Source organism: Microbispora sp. ZYX-F-249, from assembly GCF_039649665.1.
In the GTDB taxonomy this organism is placed as follows: domain Bacteria; phylum Actinomycetota; class Actinomycetes; order Streptosporangiales; family Streptosporangiaceae; genus Microbispora; species Microbispora maris.
In genome coordinates this window covers 145,443-163,297 of sequence record NZ_JBDJAW010000014.1, presented here as the reverse complement: position 1 = coordinate 163,297, position 17,855 = coordinate 145,443, and the positions used below count along the sequence as shown (strand labels likewise).

The window sequence follows — 17,855 nt, the reverse complement described above, 5'->3', positions numbered from 1 at the left end:
TCTAGGAGCTCCACAGCATGTTGGTGAGCTCCTCGTCCAGGTCCATGAAGTCGGTCTCACGGCCGGCGGAGACGAGCTCGTAGGTCCGATGCAGGAACTCGGTGAGTGGGGCCAGCGGCACCTCGAACAGGGCCTGGCCGAAGGGTGAGGTCAGGCTGATGTTGAGCGTGCGCTCGCCGTCCGACCGGGCCGGCCACACCTGGACGTCGCCGTCTCCGACGCGCCGCACGATGCCGACGGTCAGCAGCTCGCGGGCGAAGATCCACTCGACCGGCTCGTCATTCCCCACGTGGAAGGCCATCCGGATGGCGTACGGATCCTCGGCCGTGTAACTCAGCCCGGCGAGCAGGGGGACGGTCGTACGGTCGGGGACCACAAGCCGAAGGCCTAGCTCGGCAGAGACGGTGGTGCTGTTCATCGTCAGCCAAACCTTTTCGTCGTCGGGTCCCCTGTCAGGGGCTTTCACTGCGTCTTCACTGTCCGGTCGGGCCTCGCCGGGCGCTCGCGCTACGAGACGAACGAAGAGACCCGTAGGAAAGATTCCGCCTCCAGGCCCTTCTGTAACGCACATCACAGCTTGACATTCGGTCATCTACCAGCTCAAACATCACCAACAGGCTTGTCCTTACCTCTGCTTTGCGTGTCGGCGGGGCCGCGCCGGCGATGCCATTGCGGGCGAATGATCTCAGGTCGTGCGTATAGGTCGAGCATGGAGCATCACGATGCTATGACACCACACCCCCACGCCGGGGACGGTCTGGCGAACCTTTCGAAGGTGTTGACGAAGGCGGGACGATCGAGGCGACCGGGCCGTGCTTTCGCCATCACCCCCTCGAGTGCGGTATGGTTTTCCCCGTCGGCGCCGCGAGGCGCAGACGATCCCGGGCGATTAGCTCAGCGGGAGAGCGCTTCGTTCACACCGAAGAGGTCACTGGTTCGATCCCAGTATCGCCCACCACGTTCGTGCAGATCAGGAAGCCGGGCCGCTGTCCAGCGGACCGGCTTTTTGTTTCGCCTGAGTGACTACCGTTCCGGTGGCCCGCCGTTCCATGGATCGGTTGCACCATCAGTCCACCCAGTGGAACCAGACGTCGAAGATCGAATAGTGCGGCCCGTCGCCGAGGTTGGTATCGATCTTCAGGCGGGGCAAGGCCGGCCGGCTGAGGAGGCGAGGGCCGACGAGCATGATGCGGTGTCGATGCAGGACCTGGGAGATCTGTTCGCAGCCTTTCTCCCATCCGAGGATCGGTGTTTCGGCGACGGTATCCAGCGATGGCATGGAGTGGTGCCCGTGACCGGCGGGGTGATGGGAGCGCTCGGCGGGAGACAGGATGCATGCGATCGGGGCGAGGCGGCACAACGCCACTGACAATCCTTCAACCGTCGTATAGCCGTCTGGATCGACGCGGCGGGCGGATCCGTCTCGCCGGGTCAGGAGGACGTCGACGAATGACGCGTAGCCGGAGCCGTAGTGTCCGAACTCCGCGTGCTCAACGACCAGTTCGGGGATTCGGTTGAGATCGGCGACCACCCGGCGCAGGTGGCCCTCCACGGCCTCGGCCCCACTCGCGCAGGCGCTCTCACGGCCTGCCAACTCGTCCCGGGAGGCGCTGATCTGCGAATCGCGATCGAGGAGGAGGGCCTCGACGTCCGCAGGTACGTGATCGTCCGTGCGCATGCCGACAGTCTGCCGGGACGACGTGAGTTGATCGATGTGGCGGAACATTCGGGGTGCCCCAGGCTGCGGCGGTAGCCTGATGGCATGACTGCTGAGCCGGTGCATCACGCCGAGGACGACCCTGCGGAGATCTTGCGTGTGCTGCCGGAGCGGTGGCATGAGCAGTTTCTCAGCGAGTACCACAGCGCGTTGGATGCGGCCCACGAGGTATGGCGGTTCCAGCAACTTCGTGAGTTGTTGCGCGTGTGGCGGCTACATGCGACTGCGGTGTCCAATCCGGACTTCGCTCGTGCCGAGCAAGCGGTTCGTGAGAATCGGCGCGATGAGTTCGTTTCGATGGAGGACGCTTTTCCTGGTTGGGCCGACCACCGATGAGCTACCGCGTGAAGCTTCACGTGGCGGCGTTGTCTCAGATGAAGGGCCTCCCAGAGGAGGCGCTCGATGCTCTGATCTTGCGCACGACGGATCTCGTAGAAGAGCCTTGGGATGCGCGCGCCCTCTACAAGGACGAGCCTGAATTCCGCATGAGCACCTTCGGGGATTTCGGCGTCTTGTACTTCAAGGTGGACGAGGCCGAGGAACTCATCACGATCTTCAATGTGACATGGGCGGGGTAACTCGAGACGTAGAGCCGCGTTGCGTCCGGTGGTCCGCCTGAGTGACGAACTGGGTGACAACGGCCACGGACGCCCGTAGAACCGTACGGACGTCCGCGGACGGTCAGCCCAGGTCAACGCCGCTTCAGCGGCACGTCGGCGGTGTGGCCGATCTGCTTCACACCGAAGAGGTCACTGGTTCGATCCCAGTATCGCCCACACAGCTCAGAGGCCACTCGCGACCACGCGGGTGGCCTCTTCCGGTCTTCCCCGCGTCTGCTGCTTCGTCGGGTGACGTGTACTGATGTGAAGTGACAGTGGGAGCTCACGCCGCGTATCGCTGATCTACGCTCGGGTCTGTGTATCCCTGGCTTGATGCGTACGTGTGGGTTGCGGACCCTGGGCCGCCGATCCTCGACCGGTTCATCTCCACCTACGTGGATGTCGACGACCCCGGTGATGAGCGGCTCGCCGCGTTCCGGCGGATCTACCTTTCGGGTGTGGCGAACGATGCCGATCTGTGTGCGATCGACGAGTTGAGGCCCCGCAGCGGCGGCGGGTTCTCGCTGTACCTGAGAGGGCGCGACCATCAAGGAGCGATCATCACGATCACTGATGAGGGCGCGGCCGTCCTCGGCCTCAGCGTCGAGGCTCCGGACGACCTCGCGCCGACGGTTCGGCGCGCCGAGGAACTTGTCGATCATCTTCGCGCGGAGTTCTCCTCGCCAGCAGGATTGGCGGGCGTGGAGCTGCCGCCGCCGCAGACGCGTGCCGAGTGGGACGATGACGGTTTGGTGTTGCTCCGCGTGGGTGCGCCGCCCTTGCACCCGTCGCCGTCTGCGGAGATCGCGGGAGACAGATGACCCGGCAGGGCTCGTCGATGCCATGAGAAGGGCGAGCTGCAGGCCGCACGCGCCGGCTGGAGGACGAGGAGCCGGAATCTCGATCGACTCTGTGAGTCCCTGCTGGGTAGCGTCGGAGCAGTAGTCCGACAGTTGCGGAGGCGGTGGGTGGGGCGGCGTCGTAGGAGCCCTCAGGAGAAGAAGGCGCTGAGCTATGCCAAGGATCGCCGCAACGACTACGGCGAGAGCGACAAGAGCTCACGCAAGAACATCGCACGGAGCAAGAAGCTCCCGCATCGGGCCAACCGGCGGAATGCAAACCTCGTGCTTGAGGCGGCCAAGGGCGTTGTCGATGAAGTCGCCGGGGCGGCTGCGGAGGAGCGTCTTCTGACGCGACGGCCGAAGTCGTGGAAGAAGTGGAGGGATGCCCCACTCGGGGAGATCGTGCAGGACTCACTCAGGCGGCGCATGGATCTCGGATTCGGTGGCCGAGAGAGCGGCTCGGCCCGCATCCAGCGCGTTCGCCGGCGCATGCGGCAGCCGGTCGAGTGAAGTCGAACCGGAGTCAGGAAGGCGGGCCCGTGGTCCAGTGGGCCGGCCTGGCCGACGAAGGCCCGCCCGCTCAGCGTCCCCGCCGGTGACCGCGGCGTTCGTCCCCCACGCCGACGAACTCACCCGGCACGCCGGCGCAGGTGGTGCGGCGGAGTGTCCGGTCTGGCCGAGCTGTCAAAGGTCGGCCTTTTCAATCCCTCCCTTCGGTATTTATCAGTTCCTCGGGTGCATTGATCAGATATGCGCGGTGAGGATCGGGGTGCAAGGGGAGGAGGGAAGCGCATGATCACACAGGAGCAGATCCCCGCGGTGCTGGACCACGACCTCTTCGACATCAACGGAAACAAGATCGGCGAGGTCAAGCACGTCTTCCTCGACGAGGTCACCGGCAGGCCCGAGTGGCTGTGCATCAAGACCGGCCTGTTCGGCATCAAGGAGTCCTTCGTGCCCATGCGGGACGCGGAGCTGGTCGCCGACCACGTCGAGGTGCCCTACGACAAGGACCGCGTCAAGGACGCTCCGAACATCGACGTCGACGCCGGCGGGCATCTGTCGGCCGATGAGGAGCGCGACCTGTACCGCTACTACGGAATGAGCTGGGAGACCTCCTGGCGGGAGGCCAACCGGCCCGGTGAGGGCGGCTGGGCGCACGAGGGCGGCCTGCGTGAACGTGAGCGCCTCGGCTACGGCGAGACCGGTGGCGTGGAGACCGGTGGCATGGAGACCGGCACGGACATCGGCACCGGCACGGGCACGGGGATCGGCGCCGGCACGGGCACGGGGATCGGCGCCGGCACGGGCGGCATCGAGGACGCGATGACGCGCCCGGAGGAGCCGACGGACCTCGGCGCGACAACCCACGAGGGCGATCGGCCCCGGTTGCGCAGATACACCGTGACGGGCGAGTAGCGAATCGCGTCCCGTCGCGAAGGCAGAGGGGCGACCCTCCCACTACAGGGGCTTCGTCCGGAGGGGACAGATGGCGGTCTCCCGATCGCGAGACCGCCGGATCGGGGGAACCAATGCGCAAGATGCTCACGAGCCTGGGGCTGGCCTTCCTGCTCGCGCTCGCTCCGGCCGCGGCCGCCACGGCGGAGACGCCCGTCGCGCCGGCCACGTACAGCCAGCCCAGTCCGTCACCGCAACCCGGCCAGGGCAGGGACGATGGCGGCAGCGGAGGCCTGTGGGGTCTGCTGGGCCTGCTCGGTCTGCTCGGCCTCGCCGGTCTGCGCAAGCAGAAGCACCGCGTCGGCACGGCCGAGCACATGTCCAACCGTCCGTACAGCTGAGGCCTGCGGCGGCACGTGTCCCCGCGGCGGCCCGCCGCGGGGACACCGCTGTGTTCGGAGGCCCGCTGACAGGTTTGGCCCTCCTACCAGCGGGTACGGCGCGCGGACTGCTCGTAACCGCTTGATGGAGGAGTCGCACGATGGATGCCAGCAAGCCTGCCAAGGCGGTCAAGGAGGTCGTGGAGAACGCAGCGGAGAAGGTGACCGACTTCCTGACGCCGGACGTGCCCGGTTCGCCGGGCAGCGCCCCGGCGCCCCTGGAGGAGCCGACGACGCCGCGCGACCCGCTGCCTCCGAAGAAGGAGCAGGGCGCTCCCGCGACCGTCACGCCGACCGGAGCGGAGACCGGCGCGCCCGCCACGGCCAAGGGACAGCAGGGCGCCCACCTCACCACCGCGCAGGGGGCGCGGCTGCGCGACACCGACCACTCGCTGAAGGCGGGCGATCGCGGCCCGACCCTGCTGCAGGACCACCATCTGCGCGAGAAGATCACGCATTTCGACCACGAGCGCATCCCCGAGCGGGTCGTCCACGCCCGGGGCGCCGGCGCCCACGGCGTCTTCGAGGCGTACGGCACCGCCGAAGCGGTCACCAAAGCCGGTTTCCTGAAGAAGGGGAAGAAGACCGACGTCTTCGTGCGGTTCTCCACGGTCCTCGGTTCGCGCGGATCGGCCGACACGGTCCGCGACACCCGGGGGTTCGCCACCAAGTTCTACACCGACGAGGGCACCTTCGATCTCGTCGCCAACAACATCCCGGTCTTCTTCATCCAGGACGGCATCAAGTTTCCCGACGTCATCCACGCGGGCAAGCCGCACCCGGACCGGGAGATCCCGCAGGCGCAGAGCGCGCACGACACGTTCTGGGACTTCGTCTCGCTGCACACCGAGGCGCAGCACCACACGATGTGGAACATGTCCGACCGCGGGATCCCGCGCTCCTTCCGCATGATGGAGGGCTTCGGCGTCCACACCTTCCGGCTGGTCGACGAGGCCGGGGAGACGGTGCTGGTCAAGTTCCACTGGAAGCCCAAGCTCGGCGTGCACTCCCTGACCTGGGAGGAGGCGCAGATGCTCGGCGGCATGGACCCGGACTTCCACCGCCGCGATCTCTACGACGCGATCGAGGCCGGCGCCTACCCCGAGTGGGAGCTCGGCATCCAGGTCTTCCCCGACAATCCCGACCAGACGTTCGAGGGCATCGACCTGCTGGACCCGACGAAGATCGTGCCCGAGGAGCTCGCGCCGGTGCAGGCGATCGGGAAGATGACGCTCGACCGGACGCCCACCAACTTCTTCGCCGAGGTCGAGCAGGTCGCCTTCCACGTCGGGCACCTGCCGCCGGGCATCGACGTCACCAACGACCCGCTGCTGCAGACGCGGCTGTTCTCCTATCTCGACACGCAGATCACGCGGCTGGGCGGCCCGAACTTCGCGCAGATTCCGATCAACCGTCCGCACTGCCCGGTCAACGACATGTTGCGCGACGGCTTCCACCAGCACGCCGTCCACGCCGGCGTCGCGCCGTACCGGCCGAACTCCCTGGACGGCGGCAACCCGTTCGTGGCCGGCGACGGCGAGAAGGCGTACACCGACGTGCCGGTCGAGGTCGCCCAGGCGAGGAAGGTCCGTGCCAACCCCGTCTCCTTCGACGACCACTTCAGTCAGACGCGCCTGTTCTGGCTGAGCATGACGCCGGTGGAGAAGGAGCACATCATCCGCGCCTACACCTTCGAGCTGGGCAAGTGCTACGAGCAGGCGATCAAGGAGCGTCAGCTCCAGTGCCTGGCGAACATCGACCCGGTCCTGTGCCGGGAGGTCGCCACCGGGCTGGGGCTGCCCGCGCCGGAGCCGACCCTGCCGCTCGCCGAGCCGGCGCCCAGCCCCGCGCTCTCGCAGGTGGGGAAGGAGTGGCCGGGTGACGGCCGCATGGTCGGCATCGTGGTCGACGACGGCGCCGACCTCGACGGCGTACGCGACCTGCGCAAGGCCGTGTTCGCCGCCGGGATGGTGCCGCTGCTGATCGCGCCGCACGGCGGCATGCTGGGCGACCTGCCCGTGCAGCGGACCTTCGCCACCGCCCGCTCGATCGAGTTCGACGCGCTGCTGCTGGCGGCCGCGCCGGCGCCGGCACCGGACGCGCTGCCCGCGCGCGACGCCAAGGCGGGAGCGGGCGATGCGGCCATGGTCGATCCGCGGGTCATGCTCATGATCGACGAGTGCTGGCGGCACGCCAAGGCGATCGGCGCGTGGGGCGGCGGCGCGAAGCTGCTCGCGCAGGCCGGCATCACCGGCACGCCGGGCGTGGTCTCCGGTGACTCCGCCACCGAGGTGTTCACCGCCGTGCAGCGGTTGATGGCCGCCCACCGCGTCTGGGAGAGGTTCCCCGCCTCGGTCGCCTGACATCGGGCGCCCGCACGGCCTCCTCCCCCCATCCGGGATCGGGGGAGGAGGCCGCCGGGCCGCCGCCCGGCGCGAACGGTTCTGTGCTCGGTGCCCGGCCGGCGTACGCGGCGAGGAGGAGCGACGAGCTTCTGCTCGACGTCGGCGAGCGGACGGCTACCAGGTGATCGGCATCGTGGTCAGGCCGTGTACGACGGTGAAGGACCGGAACAGGGGCTCGCCCGCCAGTCGCAGGCCGGGGAACCGGCGCAGCAGGGCGGGGAACGCGATTCGCATCTCCATGCGGGCCAGGGGAGCGCCGAGACAGTGGTGGACGCCGTGCCCGAACGCCACGTGGCCGATGACGTCCCGGCGGATGTCCAGATCGTCCGGGTTCGAGACGAGCCCCGGGTCGCGGTTGGCGGCGGGCAGGGAGCAGATCACGGTCTCGCCGCGGCCGAGGGTCCGATCGCCCAGCCGGACCTCGGTCGTAGTGATCTTGACCGTGCCGGAGTGCACGATGCTCAGCCACCGCAGCAGTTCCTCGACGGCGGCGTCCACGCGGTCCGGCTCGTCGCGCAGCAGCGTGAGCTGGCCGGGGTGCCGCAGCAGGGCGAGGGTGCCCAAGGACAGCATGTTGGCCGTGGTCTCGTGCCCGGCGAGCAGCAGCAGCGTGCCGATACCGGTGAGTTCGGGGTCGCTCAACTCGTCGCCGTGCTCGCGCACGAGCATGCCGAGCAGGTCCTCACCGGGGTCCTTCCGCATCGTCTTGATCAGGCCCGCGATGTACGCCCGGGCCTCCGCCGCCGCGGCCGCGCGTTCGTCGGGGGACAGGGACGCGTCCAGCATCCGCTTGGACGTCCCCTGGAAGCCGGCCCGGTCGGCGTACGGCACGCCCAGCAGTTCGCAGATCACCAGGGAGGGAACCGGGAGGGCGAAGTCCGTCACCAGATCGGCGGGCGGTCCGCCGCGCTCCATGGCGTCCAGATGGTCGTCGACGATCTGCCGGACTCGGGGCTCCAGCCCGCGCATCCGGCGGACGGTGAACTGGGCGGTGAGCATCCGGCGCAGCCGGGTGTGCTCGGGCGGGTCGGAGCCGAGCAGGTTGCCGGCGCGCATCGCGGCGGCCTCCTCCGCGCTGGGCGGTGGCGCGCCGGGCGGCCGGAGCGGAGGCACGAGCGCGTTGCTGTACAGCTCCGGATGGCTCAGCACCGTACGGACATCCTCGTATCTGGTGACCAGCCAGGCGTCGGTGCCGAACACGGTGCGGATCCGGGCGACCCCCTCGTCGTTCCGCAGTGCGGTGAGCTCCGGGACGGGATGGAATCCGTCCCTTCGCATGTGCAGGGGCGGGGACATGTCGCGCACGCGACCTCCTCGAATCACCGGCAGTCTGATGATCACCTTGCCACAGTTCGACGATAACCATCAGGTGCCCGCCGTGGACGGTCGTGACGTGACTTCGGCGCCGGCGTGCGATGCCGTCCGGCCGGGCCGCCGCGGGTCAGGGGGCGAGTCCGGCCAGGGCGGAGGTGTAGATCTCGACGGCCTCCTCGATCCGGTGGACCAGGCAGTATTCGTCGGTGACGTGCGCCTGCTCCGGCTCGCCGGGGCCGCAGATGACCGTGGGCCCCCCGCCGCAGGCGGTGGCGAGGACCGAGGCGTCGGTGAAGTAGCTGGCCGCCGGATGCTCGCCGGGCGCGCCCGCCCCCGCGTCGACCAGGGCCCGCACGAAGGGGTCGTCCGGCTCCGTCCAGATCGCGGGCAGGTCCACGAGCACGTCGAGGGTCGCCTCGTCGCCGAGCGCGGCCTGCAACCGCTCGCGGAGCCGCCCGTGGTCCTGGCCGGCGACGGTCCGCAAATCGATGGTCGCGGCGGCCAGGTCCGGCACGGAGTTCACGTTGATCCCGCCGCGCACCGTCCCCACGTTCACCGTGGACGGACCGAGCCAGGGGTGTTCCGGCACCCCGGGATCGAACCGCTCGACGGCGCCGATCACACGGGCGAGCTTGTAGATCGCGTTGTCGCCGAGGTGCGGCATCGAGCCGTGCGCCGTCCTGCCCCGCGTGGTGGCCTCCAGCCAGAGCGCGCCCTTGTGCCCGAGCAGCACCCGGTTGGCGGTCGGCTCGGCCACCAGCAGCGCGCGCGACCTGCCCACCAGGCCCGCGGCCACCATGCCGGCCGCGCCGTCACAGCCGGTCTCCTCACCGACGGTGAGGACGATCTCAAGCGCCACCCGCGGCCCTGCGCGGCGCACGTGCCGCTCGGCGGCGACCACCAGGGCGGCCACGCCGGCCTTCATGTCGCTGGCACCACGTCCGTACAGGCGGTCGCCGTCGATCTCCGCGCCGTGCGGCGCGTGCCGCCACGCCTGCCCGCCCAGCGGCACCGTGTCGAGGTGCCCGGTCAGCGTCACCGGCTCGCCGGTGCCCCAACGGGCGACCAGGCCGGTCCGGCCGGGCGCGTGCTCGTGCCGCCGCACCGCGAAACCGGCGTCCGACAGTCGTCTCGCGAGCGGTTCGGCCACCGCGGCCTCGCCCCCGCCCACCGAGTCGATCCTGATCAGCTCGCGTGTCAGTTCGACCGCCTCGTCCACCCCGGCTCCTTCCCCTGACCTACTCTGCGACGCCGGCCGCCGACGGCCGGCTGGTCTGCCGTACGACGAGCCTGGGCGTGATCGCGATCCGCTGCGCGGGCCGCGGGTCGGCGGCCTTGACCTGGCCGAGCAGGCGCACCGCCTCCGCCGCCATCTCCTCCACCGGCTGGCGCACCGTGCTGAGCGGCGGGTCGCACATCGTCGCGTGTCCCACGTCGTCGAACCCGACCACCGAGACGTCCTCGGGGACGCGCGCCCCGCCGAACCGCAGCGAACGCAGCAGGCCCACGGCGATCTCGTCGTTCCCGCAGACCACCGCGTCCGGCAGCCGGCCGGAGTCGAGCAGCCTGCGCCCTGCCTCGATGCCCCATTCCAGAGTGAACTCGCCCAGCAGCGGCGGCAGGATCTCCACCCCGGCCCGCGCCGCGGCGCGTTCGAACCCGCTGAGCCGCAGCCGGGCGGAGGAGCTCACCAGCCGGCTGCCCGCGAAGACCACCGAGCGTGCCCCGCCCGAGATCACGTGCTCGACCGCCAGGGTCACCCCCGCCTCGTCGTCCACGCCCACCCAGTCGGCCGTGCCGCCCTCGATGTGGCGGTCGAGCTGCACGAGGGGCACCCGGCGGGCCGCGTCCAGCACCGCCGGGACGCTGGCCTCGATGTCGCACGGGCTGATGATGAGTCCGTCCACGCGCCGGGCCAGCAGGGTCTCCAGCCTCCGCGCCTCGACCTGGGGTTCGTACCGGGACGAGCACAGCAGCAGGTCGGTGCCGGAGTTCTGCAGCTCGTGCTCCACGGCCTCCACGATGGTGGTGAAGAACGGGTTCCCGATGCCCGGCACGACCATGCCGATGGTGCCGGTGGTCTGGTCCCGCAGCGCCTTGGCGACGGCGTTCGGCTGGTAGCCGAGTTCGGCCGCGGCACGCGCGACCCGCTCGGCGACCTCGGGCGTGACCTTGCGCCGCCCCGAGAGCGCGCGGGAGGCCGAGGCAACGGAGACGCCAGCTGCCCGCGCCACGTCGTGAATCGTCACGCCCATCGTGTAATCGATTTCCCTTGATCTTTACCAACGATCGACCTCACGGCGCCCTGTGGTGCCGAGATCACACGGAACGATAGAGGTTCAGTGAGAAAACCGCACCTTGACGGTGCTTTTTCGGTCCCACTAGCATGCCCGAAACTCGGGTAATCGATTACCCATCCGAACCATCCCTACCCCGCCCCCCCGAAAGGCTCATCTCTGATGGCTCGATCCACGAGACTCATCCGCCTGACCGCGGCGACGACGATCCTGGCCACCGGCCTGCTGGCGGCGGCCTGTGGCGGCTCGGACGACTCCGGCGCCTCCGGAGGCTCCGGCGGCGACCGGCCGAGGGTCGGACTCGTCCAGATCAACCAGCAGGCGATCTTCTTCAACGAGATGAACGCCGGCGCCCAGCAGGCGGCGAAGGAGGCGAACGTCGACCTCACGATCTTCAACGCCAACGACGACCCGGCCAAGCAGAACGAGGCCATCGACAACTTCGTCCAGCAGCAGTTCGACGCGGTCATCGTGGTCGCGATCGACGTCGAGGGCATCAAGCCCGCGGTGAAGATCGCCAAGGACGCCGGGCTGAAGGTCGTCGCCGTCGACGCCATCGTCGACTCGCCCGCCGTGGACACCCAGGTGGGCGTGGACAACGCCGCCGCGGCCCAGCAGGCGGGCGACTTCGTCAACAAGTGGGCCCAGGCGCAGGGCCTGACCGCGCCGAAGATCGGCGTGGTGGGCGCGCTCAACTCCTTCATCCAGAACATCCGCAAGGACGACTTCAACAAGACCGTCGAGGGCGCCGGCGCGAAGATCGTGCAGACCGTCGACGGGCAGAACAAGCAGGAGGCCGCGATGTCGGCCGCGGAGAACCTGCTCACCTCCCGCTCCGACATGAACATCGTCTACGCCACCGGCGAGCCGGCCCTGCTCGGCACGGTCGCCGCGGTGAAGTCGCAGAACGCGGGCGACCGGGTCAAGGTCTTCGGCTGGGACCTGACCAAGGAGGCCATCAGCGGCATCGACGCCGGGTTCGTCGCCGGGGTGGTCCAGCAGGACCCGAAGACCGAGGGCTACGAGGCCGTCAAGGAGGCCCAGGCCCTGGTCGGCGGCGCCCAGGCGAAGAAGAAGATCGACGTGCCCGTGACGATCGTGACCAAGGACAACGTCGATTCGTACCGCGCCACGTTCAAGTGAGCGGTGAAGGGACTCGCATGACCGACCAGAAGGCGGATCGCGTTGATCGGGTGGTCATGCGCGACATCCGCAAGCGCTACGGAATGGTCGACGCGCTGCGCGGCCCGACGCTGCGCGTCGGCCCGGGAGAGGTGGTCGGGCTCGTCGGCGACAACGCGGCCGGCAAGTCCACCCTCATGAAGGTGCTGGCCGGCGCCGTCGTGCCGGACTCCGGCGAGATCGTATTCGACGGCCGGCCGGTCGCCTTCGCCAGCCCGAAGGACGCCCGCGAACTGGGCATCGAGATGGTCTACCAGGACCTCGCGCTGTGCGACGACATCGACGTGGCCGGGAACCTGTTCCTCGGCAGGGAGCCGCGCAAGGCCGGCGGCATGATGCTCGACGTACGCAAGATGCACGCGGACGCCCGTCGCCACCTGGACGCCCTGAACATCCGGATCCCGCTGACGGACATCCCCGTAGGAGGACTGTCCGGCGGCCAGCGGCAGGCGGTCGCCATCGCCCGGGCCGTGACCTTCGGGCCCAAGCTGCTCATCCTCGACGAGCCGACGGCGGCGCTCGCCGTCGCCGAGGTCGAGACCGTCCTCGAACTGATCAAGACCGTCTCGGCCCAGGGCGTGTCGGTGATCCTCATCACGCACCGCCTGCAGGACCTCTTCCGGGTCTGCGACCGGCTGTGCGTCATGTACGAGGGCACGCTCAGGGCCGACCTCGACGCCCGGAGCACCAGCCTCGAACGGCTCGTGTCCGAGATCGTCGCCCACGACGAGGAAGACAAGGAGGGGAGGCGACGGTGACCGCCACCAAGACCGGGACCGGTCACGGGACCAGCCAGCGGGTCGTCACGACCAGGTCGGCCCGGGCCAACGCCCACATCGGCCGGCACGCGCAGACGATCGCGATCGCGGTCGTGCTGGTGGTCCTGCTGATCTTCTTCGCGTTCTCCGCCGACCGGTTCGCCACGGCGGGCAACCTGCTCAACCTGCTGCGGCAGATCGCCCCCACGCTGGTCGTCGCGACCGCGATGACCTTCGTGATCAGCACGTCCGGCATCGACCTGTCGGTCGGCTCCACGGTCGCGCTGTCGGGTTCGCTGCTCGCGATCGTGCTGCAGCACGGGTGGAACCCCACCCTCGCCCTGGTCGCGATCCTCGCGCTCGGCGCCCTGATCGGGTTCGTGAACGGGTGGTTCTCCTCCTACCAGAACATCCCGCCGTTCATCGTCACCCTCGCGATGCTGTCGATCATGCGGGGCACGGCGCTGCGCGCCACGGAGGGCTACTCGACCCCCATCGACGGAGACCTCTGGATCGTCCAGATCGGCCAGGGCCGCGTCGCCGGGGTGCCCGTCCCGGCCATCATCGCCGTGGTCGTCGCGCTGATCGGCTGGCTCGTCCTCACCAGGACGCCGTTCGGCCGCTACGTCATCGGCCTCGGCTCCAACGGCGAGTCGCTGCGCCGGACCGGCGTGAACACGCGAAAGGTCGGGCTGACCGTCTACGTGCTCGCCGGCCTCGCGGCGGCGGTCGCGGGCGTGCTCATCGCCACCCGCCTCAGCTCCGGCTCGTCCAACGCCGGCAGCGGCTTCGAGCTGGAGGTCATCACGGCCGTCGTGCTCGGCGGCACCAGCCTCTTCGGCGGCCGGGCGAGCATGCTCGGCACGATCCTCGGCGCGCTCACGCTCGGCGTGATCGCCAACGGCCTGGTGCTGCTGCACGTCTCGCCGTTCTACGTGCAGATCGTCCAGGGCGGCATCCTGCTGCTGGCCATCTTCGCCAACAGCAAGGTGTGGGCGAAGTTCGGGGCGATCCGGAAATGACCTCCCCGGCCCGGCCTCCGGCCGTGACGACGGCGCTTGTGAACACCGTGCTCGGCCCGGTGTCCCCCGACGACCTCGGGATCACGCTCTGCCACGAGCACCTGCGCAACGACGGCGCCCGCGCCTGGCACCCCGCGCCCGAGGGCGACGCCGAGGGCGAGCTGATCGCCCGCGACCGCCTGCGGATGGAGTTCCTCGGCAGGCTCCGCAACGACCCGTACCTCTCGCGCGACAACGTGTCGCTGGACGACACACCGGCCGCGATCGAGGAGGTGCGCCGCTTCGCCGAGCGCGGCGGGCGCACGGTGCTGGAGGTGACCCCCGAGGGGATCGGGCGGGCGCCCGGCGAGCTGGTCGCGATCGCCCGCGCCACCGGGCTGAACGTCGTCATGGGGTGCGGCTTCTACCTGGAGAAGAGCCACCCCGCCCGGGTCCGCTCGATGACGGCGGCGGACGTCGCCGACGAGATCGAGCGCGACCTCACCGAGGGCGTGGACGGCGTTCGCGCCGGCGTGATCGGGGAGATCGGCGTCTCGCCGGACTTCACCGCCGAGGAGGAGAAGGTGCTGCGGGGCGCGGCCCGGGCGCAGGCCCGCACCGGCGTGCCGCTCTCGGTCCACCTCCCCGGCTGGGTGCGGCACGGCCACCGCGTGCTCGACGTCGTCGCCGAGGAGGGCGGCCTGCTCGCCGGCACCGTGCTCTCGCACCTGAACCCCAGCGGGGCGGACCGCGACTACCAGGTGTCCCTCGCCCTGCGCGGCGCCTACCTCGGCTACGACATGTGCGGCATGGACTACCTCTATCCCGGCGAGGGCCAGTCCCCGTGCGACGAGGAGAACGCCGCCGCCGTGGCCTGGCTGGTCCGCGCCGGGCTCGGGAACCGGGTGCTGCTCTCCCAGGACGTGTTCCTGAAGACCATGCTCGTCCGCTACGGCGGCACAGGCTACGCCCACATCCTCACCCACTTCGTCCCGCGCCTGCACCGGCACGGGCTGACCGCCGGCGACACCACCCGGCTGCTCGCGGACAACCCGCGCGAGCTCTTCCTCGCCGCCGCTCGCGGCCACTGATCACAGACGTAGAAAGAAGGAGACGTTTTCCATGACCCGCGTGCTCGTCGCCGGTGAATCGTGGGTAAGCGTGTCGACCCACTACAAGGGCTTCGACGCGTTCACCTCGACCACCTACCACACCGGAATCGAACCCCTGCGGGGCGTCCTGGCCGCCGACGGCATCGAGGTCGACCACCTGCCCGCGCACGACGTGCCCGCGCTGTTCCCCGGCACGCCCGAGGCGCTGGCCGCCTACGACGTGGTCGTGCTCTCCGACATCGGGGCCAACAGCATCCTGCTGCACCCTGCTACCTGGCTGGCCAGCGAGAAGACCGTCAACCGGCTCGACCTGCTGGCCGGCTGGGTGGAGCAGGGCGGCGGCCTCGCCATGGCCGGCGGTTACCTGAGCTTCCAGGGCTTCGAGGCCAAGGCCGCGTTCGCCGGCACGGCGGTCGAACGGGTGCTCCCCGCCCGGATCTCCCGCTACGACGACCGCGTCGAGACCCCGCAGGGCGTGCCCGGCCTGCTCGCCGACGACGCGCACCCCATCGTGGCCGGACTCCCCGCCCAGTGGCCCGACCTGCTCGGTTACAACCGGTTCGCGCTGCCCGAGGACGCGACGCTGCTCGCGACCGTCGGCGGCGACCCCCTGCTCGCCGTACGGCAGGCCGGGGCCGGGCGCACGCTCGCCTGGGCCTCCGACATCGCGCCGCACTGGTGCCCGGACGAGTTCGTCTCCTGGGACGGCTACCGCACCCTGTTCACCCGGGCGGTCCGCTGGCTCGCGAAGGAGCTCTGACATGCCGATCCCGGTGATCCTCGACTGCGACCCCGGGCACGACGACGCCATGGCCATCCTGCTCGCGGCGGCCAGCCCGGCGATCGACCTGCGCGCGGTCACGACCGTCGCGGGGAACCAGACGGTGGAGAAGACCGCGCTCAACGCCCGCCGGATGCTGAGCCTCGCCGGCGTCACCGGGGTGCCGGTCGCCGCGGGCTGCGACCGCCCGCTGACGGCGCCGCTGGAGATCGGCGACTACGTGCACGGGGAGAGCGGCCTGGACGGCCCGGCGTTCGGGGAGCCGAGCGTCCCGCTCGACCCCCGCCACGGCGTGGACCTCATCCACGACACGCTGGCGGCCGCCGCCGAGCCGGTGACCGTGGTGGCCATCGGCCCGCTGACGAACATCGCCACCCTGCTGCGCCGTCATCCCGGGGACCGGGAGCGGATCAGAGAAGTGGTGATCATGGGAGGTTCCACGGATCGCGGCAACCACACGCCGTACGCGGAGTTCAACATCTACGCCGACCCGGAGGCGGCGGCGGAGGTGCTGGACAGCGGCGTGCCGACGACATGGGTCGGGCTCAACGTCAGCCACCAGGCGCTGGTGACCGCCGACGTGCTCGCCGGGATCGAGGCGCTCGGCACCCCGCTCGCCAAGGTCTGCGTGGAGCTGCTCACGTTCTTCGGCTCCACCTATCACGAGACCTGGGGGTTCCCCGCTCCGCCGCTGCACGACCCGATCACGGTGGCGTACCTGATCGACCCCGGGGTCATGACGTACGAGCGGGTGGGCCTGCGGATCGAGCTGGACGGCCGGCACACGCGGGGAGCGACCGTGGCGGACCTGCACCGCCGCATGGACTGGGAGCCCAACGCGAACGTCGGGATCACGCTGGACCGGGAGCGGTTCTGGGATCTCATGATCGGCGCGATCGAGACGCTCGGCCGGGTCTCCTGACATCCCTGAAGCACTGAAACAGGAGGAAACTCATGGAACCGCAAGGTGTCGTCGTCGTCGGGAGCATCTCCGCGGATGTCACCGCCTTCACCCGCCGCCTCCCGCGCCGGGGAGAGACCGTTCTCGGCGACGACGTCACCTTGGTCCTCGGGGGGAAGGGCGCCAACCAGGCGGTCGCCGCCGCCCGTGCGGGAGCGCCCACCTGGCTGGTCGGCTGTGTCGGCACGGACCCGTTCGGTGAGATCGTCTCGTCGGCGCTGCGCTCCCACGGCGTGGCGCTGACGGAGGTCCGCTCCGTCGCCGGCCGCACCGGCGTCGCGCACATCAGGGTGGACGCGTCGGGTGAGAACGACATCGTCATGACTCCACTCGCCAACGCCGACCTCAGCGCCGAGATGGTGGAGGAGAGCATCAGGGCCGTGCGCGACAAGGCGAGCGTGCTCCTGCTCCAGCTCGAGACCCCCGTCGACGTCGCCTGTCACGCGGCCGAAGCGGGGGCGCGGGCCGGCCTGACCGTGGTGCTCGACCCCGCGCCCGCGCAGCCGCTGCCCGACCGGGTCTGGCCGCACGTCGCGGTCGTCACCCCCAACGAGAGCGAGGCGGCCGCGCTGACCGGGGTGGAGGTCGTCGACGTCGCGTCCGCCGAGCGGGCCGCGGCCTGGTTCCTCGACCGCGGCGTGCGCCACGCGCTCATCACGCTCGGCGCGGCCGGGGCCCTGTCGGTCACCCCGGAGCGCACCCGGCACTTCCCCGCCTACGCCGTCACCCCGGTGGACACCACCGCCGCGGGCGACGCCTTCACCGGCTTCGTGGGCGCGGCCCTCGCGGCCGGCCTCGACACCGCCACCGCCATCCGCCGGGGGATGGCCGCGGGAGCCCTCGCGACGACGCTGCCCGGCGCCAGCCCCTCGCTGCCCGACGGGAAGGCCGTGGACGAACTGCTCGACGCCGAGGCGACCGCCCGATGACGCGCGCCCACATGGGCTGAGCGGCGCTCACCCGGCGGCGGCGTGCTGTGGGGAACGGGGCGTGCAAGAGCGGGCAAAGCCGCCTGCGGGCCGTGACGGCGGGCGTTAGCGTCGCGCCG

19 protein-coding genes and 1 tRNA gene are annotated in these 17,855 nt (G+C 70.2%); 15 read left to right on the top strand and 5 right to left on the bottom strand.

Annotated elements, in window-relative coordinates:
- Nucleotide 1: 1 nt before the first annotated feature.
- Nucleotides 2-418 (bottom strand): SsgA family sporulation/cell division regulator, encoded by a 417-nt coding sequence (locus tag AAH991_RS18880; RefSeq protein ID WP_139575157.1) that lies wholly within the window; start codon nucleotides 416-418, stop codon nucleotides 2-4.
- 465 nt (nucleotides 419-883) lie between these two features.
- Here AAH991_RS18880 and AAH991_RS18875 point away from each other — a divergent pair.
- A tRNA-Val gene (locus AAH991_RS18875) sits at nucleotides 884-958 on the top strand.
- 108 nt (nucleotides 959-1,066) lie between these two features.
- On the opposite strand, the gene AAH991_RS18870 is transcribed toward AAH991_RS18875, so the two are convergent.
- The gene (locus AAH991_RS18870) at nucleotides 1,067-1,678 is read right to left on the bottom strand and encodes a hypothetical protein (RefSeq protein ID WP_346227163.1); all 612 of its coding nucleotides are present in this window, start codon (nucleotides 1,676-1,678) and stop codon (nucleotides 1,067-1,069) included.
- An 84-nt stretch (nucleotides 1,679-1,762) separates the two neighbouring features.
- Between AAH991_RS18870 and AAH991_RS18865 the strand changes: the two genes are divergently transcribed.
- The 7 genes from AAH991_RS18865 (at nucleotide 1,763) to AAH991_RS18835 (ending at nucleotide 7,359) form a co-directional block, all read left to right on the top strand.
- Nucleotides 1,763-2,053, top strand: coding sequence for a DUF6247 family protein (locus tag AAH991_RS18865; protein WP_346227162.1), 291 nt, complete (start codon nucleotides 1,763-1,765; stop codon nucleotides 2,051-2,053).
- A gap of 8 nt (nucleotides 2,054-2,061) precedes the next feature.
- A complete protein-coding gene (locus tag AAH991_RS18860) occupies nucleotides 2,062-2,295 on the top strand; it encodes a hypothetical protein (RefSeq protein ID WP_204049475.1) in 234 nt (77 codons plus the stop codon).
- A 338-nt stretch (nucleotides 2,296-2,633) separates the two neighbouring features.
- Nucleotides 2,634-3,137: a hypothetical protein gene (locus AAH991_RS18855; protein WP_346227161.1), complete on the top strand. Its 504-nt coding sequence runs from the start codon at nucleotides 2,634-2,636 to the stop codon at nucleotides 3,135-3,137.
- Between the two features lie 147 nt (nucleotides 3,138-3,284).
- Entirely contained in the window at nucleotides 3,285-3,668 is a 384-nt protein-coding gene (locus tag AAH991_RS18850) for a hypothetical protein (RefSeq protein WP_346227160.1), read from the top strand.
- Between the two features lie 282 nt (nucleotides 3,669-3,950).
- The gene (locus tag AAH991_RS18845) at nucleotides 3,951-4,577 is read left to right on the top strand and encodes a PRC-barrel domain-containing protein (RefSeq protein WP_346227159.1); all 627 of its coding nucleotides are present in this window, start codon (nucleotides 3,951-3,953) and stop codon (nucleotides 4,575-4,577) included.
- 113 nt (nucleotides 4,578-4,690) lie between these two features.
- Entirely contained in the window at nucleotides 4,691-4,957 is a 267-nt protein-coding gene (locus AAH991_RS18840; protein ID WP_346227158.1) for a WGxxGxxG family protein, read from the top strand.
- A gap of 140 nt (nucleotides 4,958-5,097) precedes the next feature.
- Nucleotides 5,098-7,359: a catalase gene (locus AAH991_RS18835; protein WP_346227157.1), complete on the top strand. Its 2,262-nt coding sequence runs from the start codon at nucleotides 5,098-5,100 to the stop codon at nucleotides 7,357-7,359.
- Between the two features lie 156 nt (nucleotides 7,360-7,515).
- Here the strand turns inward: AAH991_RS18835 and AAH991_RS18830 are convergent, their stop codons facing one another.
- The 3 genes from AAH991_RS18830 to AAH991_RS18820 form a co-directional block, all read right to left on the bottom strand.
- Nucleotides 7,516-8,697, bottom strand: coding sequence for a cytochrome P450 (locus AAH991_RS18830; protein ID WP_346227201.1), 1,182 nt, complete (start codon nucleotides 8,695-8,697; stop codon nucleotides 7,516-7,518).
- A 145-nt stretch (nucleotides 8,698-8,842) separates the two neighbouring features.
- Nucleotides 8,843-9,934, bottom strand: coding sequence for a M20 family metallopeptidase (locus tag AAH991_RS18825; protein ID WP_346227156.1), 1,092 nt, complete (start codon nucleotides 9,932-9,934; stop codon nucleotides 8,843-8,845).
- A 19-nt stretch (nucleotides 9,935-9,953) separates the two neighbouring features.
- Nucleotides 9,954-10,970: a LacI family DNA-binding transcriptional regulator gene (locus tag AAH991_RS18820; protein WP_346227155.1), complete on the bottom strand. Its 1,017-nt coding sequence runs from the start codon at nucleotides 10,968-10,970 to the stop codon at nucleotides 9,954-9,956.
- Nucleotides 10,971-11,174: 204 nt separating this feature from the next.
- Between AAH991_RS18820 and AAH991_RS18815 the strand changes: the two genes are divergently transcribed.
- From AAH991_RS18815 to AAH991_RS18785, 7 genes are read left to right on the top strand one after another with little or no spacing between them, the layout of a single operon-like run.
- Entirely contained in the window at nucleotides 11,175-12,155 is a 981-nt protein-coding gene (locus tag AAH991_RS18815; RefSeq protein WP_346227154.1) for a substrate-binding domain-containing protein, read from the top strand.
- 17 nt (nucleotides 12,156-12,172) lie between these two features.
- Entirely contained in the window at nucleotides 12,173-12,952 is a 780-nt protein-coding gene (locus AAH991_RS18810; RefSeq protein WP_346227153.1) for an ATP-binding cassette domain-containing protein, read from the top strand.
- Entirely contained in the window at nucleotides 12,949-13,974 is a 1,026-nt protein-coding gene (locus AAH991_RS18805) for an ABC transporter permease (protein ID WP_346227152.1), read from the top strand. Before AAH991_RS18810 ends, AAH991_RS18805 begins: the two co-directional genes overlap by 4 nt.
- A 23-nt stretch (nucleotides 13,975-13,997) precedes the next feature.
- The gene (locus AAH991_RS18800; protein WP_346227151.1) at nucleotides 13,998-15,044 is read left to right on the top strand and encodes a phosphotriesterase family protein; all 1,047 of its coding nucleotides are present in this window, start codon (nucleotides 13,998-14,000) and stop codon (nucleotides 15,042-15,044) included.
- Between the two features lie 31 nt (nucleotides 15,045-15,075).
- Nucleotides 15,076-15,825: a glutamine amidotransferase gene (locus tag AAH991_RS18795; RefSeq protein WP_346227150.1), complete on the top strand. Its 750-nt coding sequence runs from the start codon at nucleotides 15,076-15,078 to the stop codon at nucleotides 15,823-15,825.
- 1 nt (nucleotide 15,826) lies between these two features.
- A complete protein-coding gene (locus tag AAH991_RS18790) occupies nucleotides 15,827-16,768 on the top strand; it encodes a nucleoside hydrolase (protein WP_346227149.1) in 942 nt (313 codons plus the stop codon).
- Between the two features lie 32 nt (nucleotides 16,769-16,800).
- Nucleotides 16,801-17,736, top strand: a complete 936-nt coding sequence (locus tag AAH991_RS18785) for a ribokinase (protein ID WP_346227148.1) — start codon at nucleotides 16,801-16,803, stop codon at nucleotides 17,734-17,736.
- Nucleotides 17,737-17,855 lie beyond the last annotated feature (119 nt).

Coding starts and splice junctions, on each gene's coding strand:
- AAH991_RS18880 (WP_139575157.1), bottom strand. CDS start 418: ATGAACAGCACCACCGTCTCTGCCGAGCTAGGCCTTCGGCTTGTGGTC.
- AAH991_RS18870 (WP_346227163.1), bottom strand. CDS start 1,678: ATGCGCACGGACGATCACGTACCTGCGGACGTCGAGGCCCTCCTCCTC.
- AAH991_RS18865 (WP_346227162.1), top strand. CDS start 1,763: ATGACTGCTGAGCCGGTGCATCACGCCGAGGACGACCCTGCGGAGATC.
- AAH991_RS18845 (WP_346227159.1), top strand. CDS start 3,951: ATGATCACACAGGAGCAGATCCCCGCGGTGCTGGACCACGACCTCTTC.
- AAH991_RS18840 (WP_346227158.1), top strand. CDS start 4,691: ATGCGCAAGATGCTCACGAGCCTGGGGCTGGCCTTCCTGCTCGCGCTC.
- AAH991_RS18835 (WP_346227157.1), top strand. CDS start 5,098: ATGGATGCCAGCAAGCCTGCCAAGGCGGTCAAGGAGGTCGTGGAGAAC.
- AAH991_RS18830 (WP_346227201.1), bottom strand. CDS start 8,697: ATGTCCCCGCCCCTGCACATGCGAAGGGACGGATTCCATCCCGTCCCG.
- AAH991_RS18820 (WP_346227155.1), bottom strand. CDS start 10,970: ATGGGCGTGACGATTCACGACGTGGCGCGGGCAGCTGGCGTCTCCGTT.
- AAH991_RS18815 (WP_346227154.1), top strand. CDS start 11,175: ATGGCTCGATCCACGAGACTCATCCGCCTGACCGCGGCGACGACGATC.
- AAH991_RS18810 (WP_346227153.1), top strand. CDS start 12,173: ATGACCGACCAGAAGGCGGATCGCGTTGATCGGGTGGTCATGCGCGAC.
- AAH991_RS18795 (WP_346227150.1), top strand. CDS start 15,076: ATGACCCGCGTGCTCGTCGCCGGTGAATCGTGGGTAAGCGTGTCGACC.
- AAH991_RS18790 (WP_346227149.1), top strand. CDS start 15,827: ATGCCGATCCCGGTGATCCTCGACTGCGACCCCGGGCACGACGACGCC.
- AAH991_RS18785 (WP_346227148.1), top strand. CDS start 16,801: ATGGAACCGCAAGGTGTCGTCGTCGTCGGGAGCATCTCCGCGGATGTC.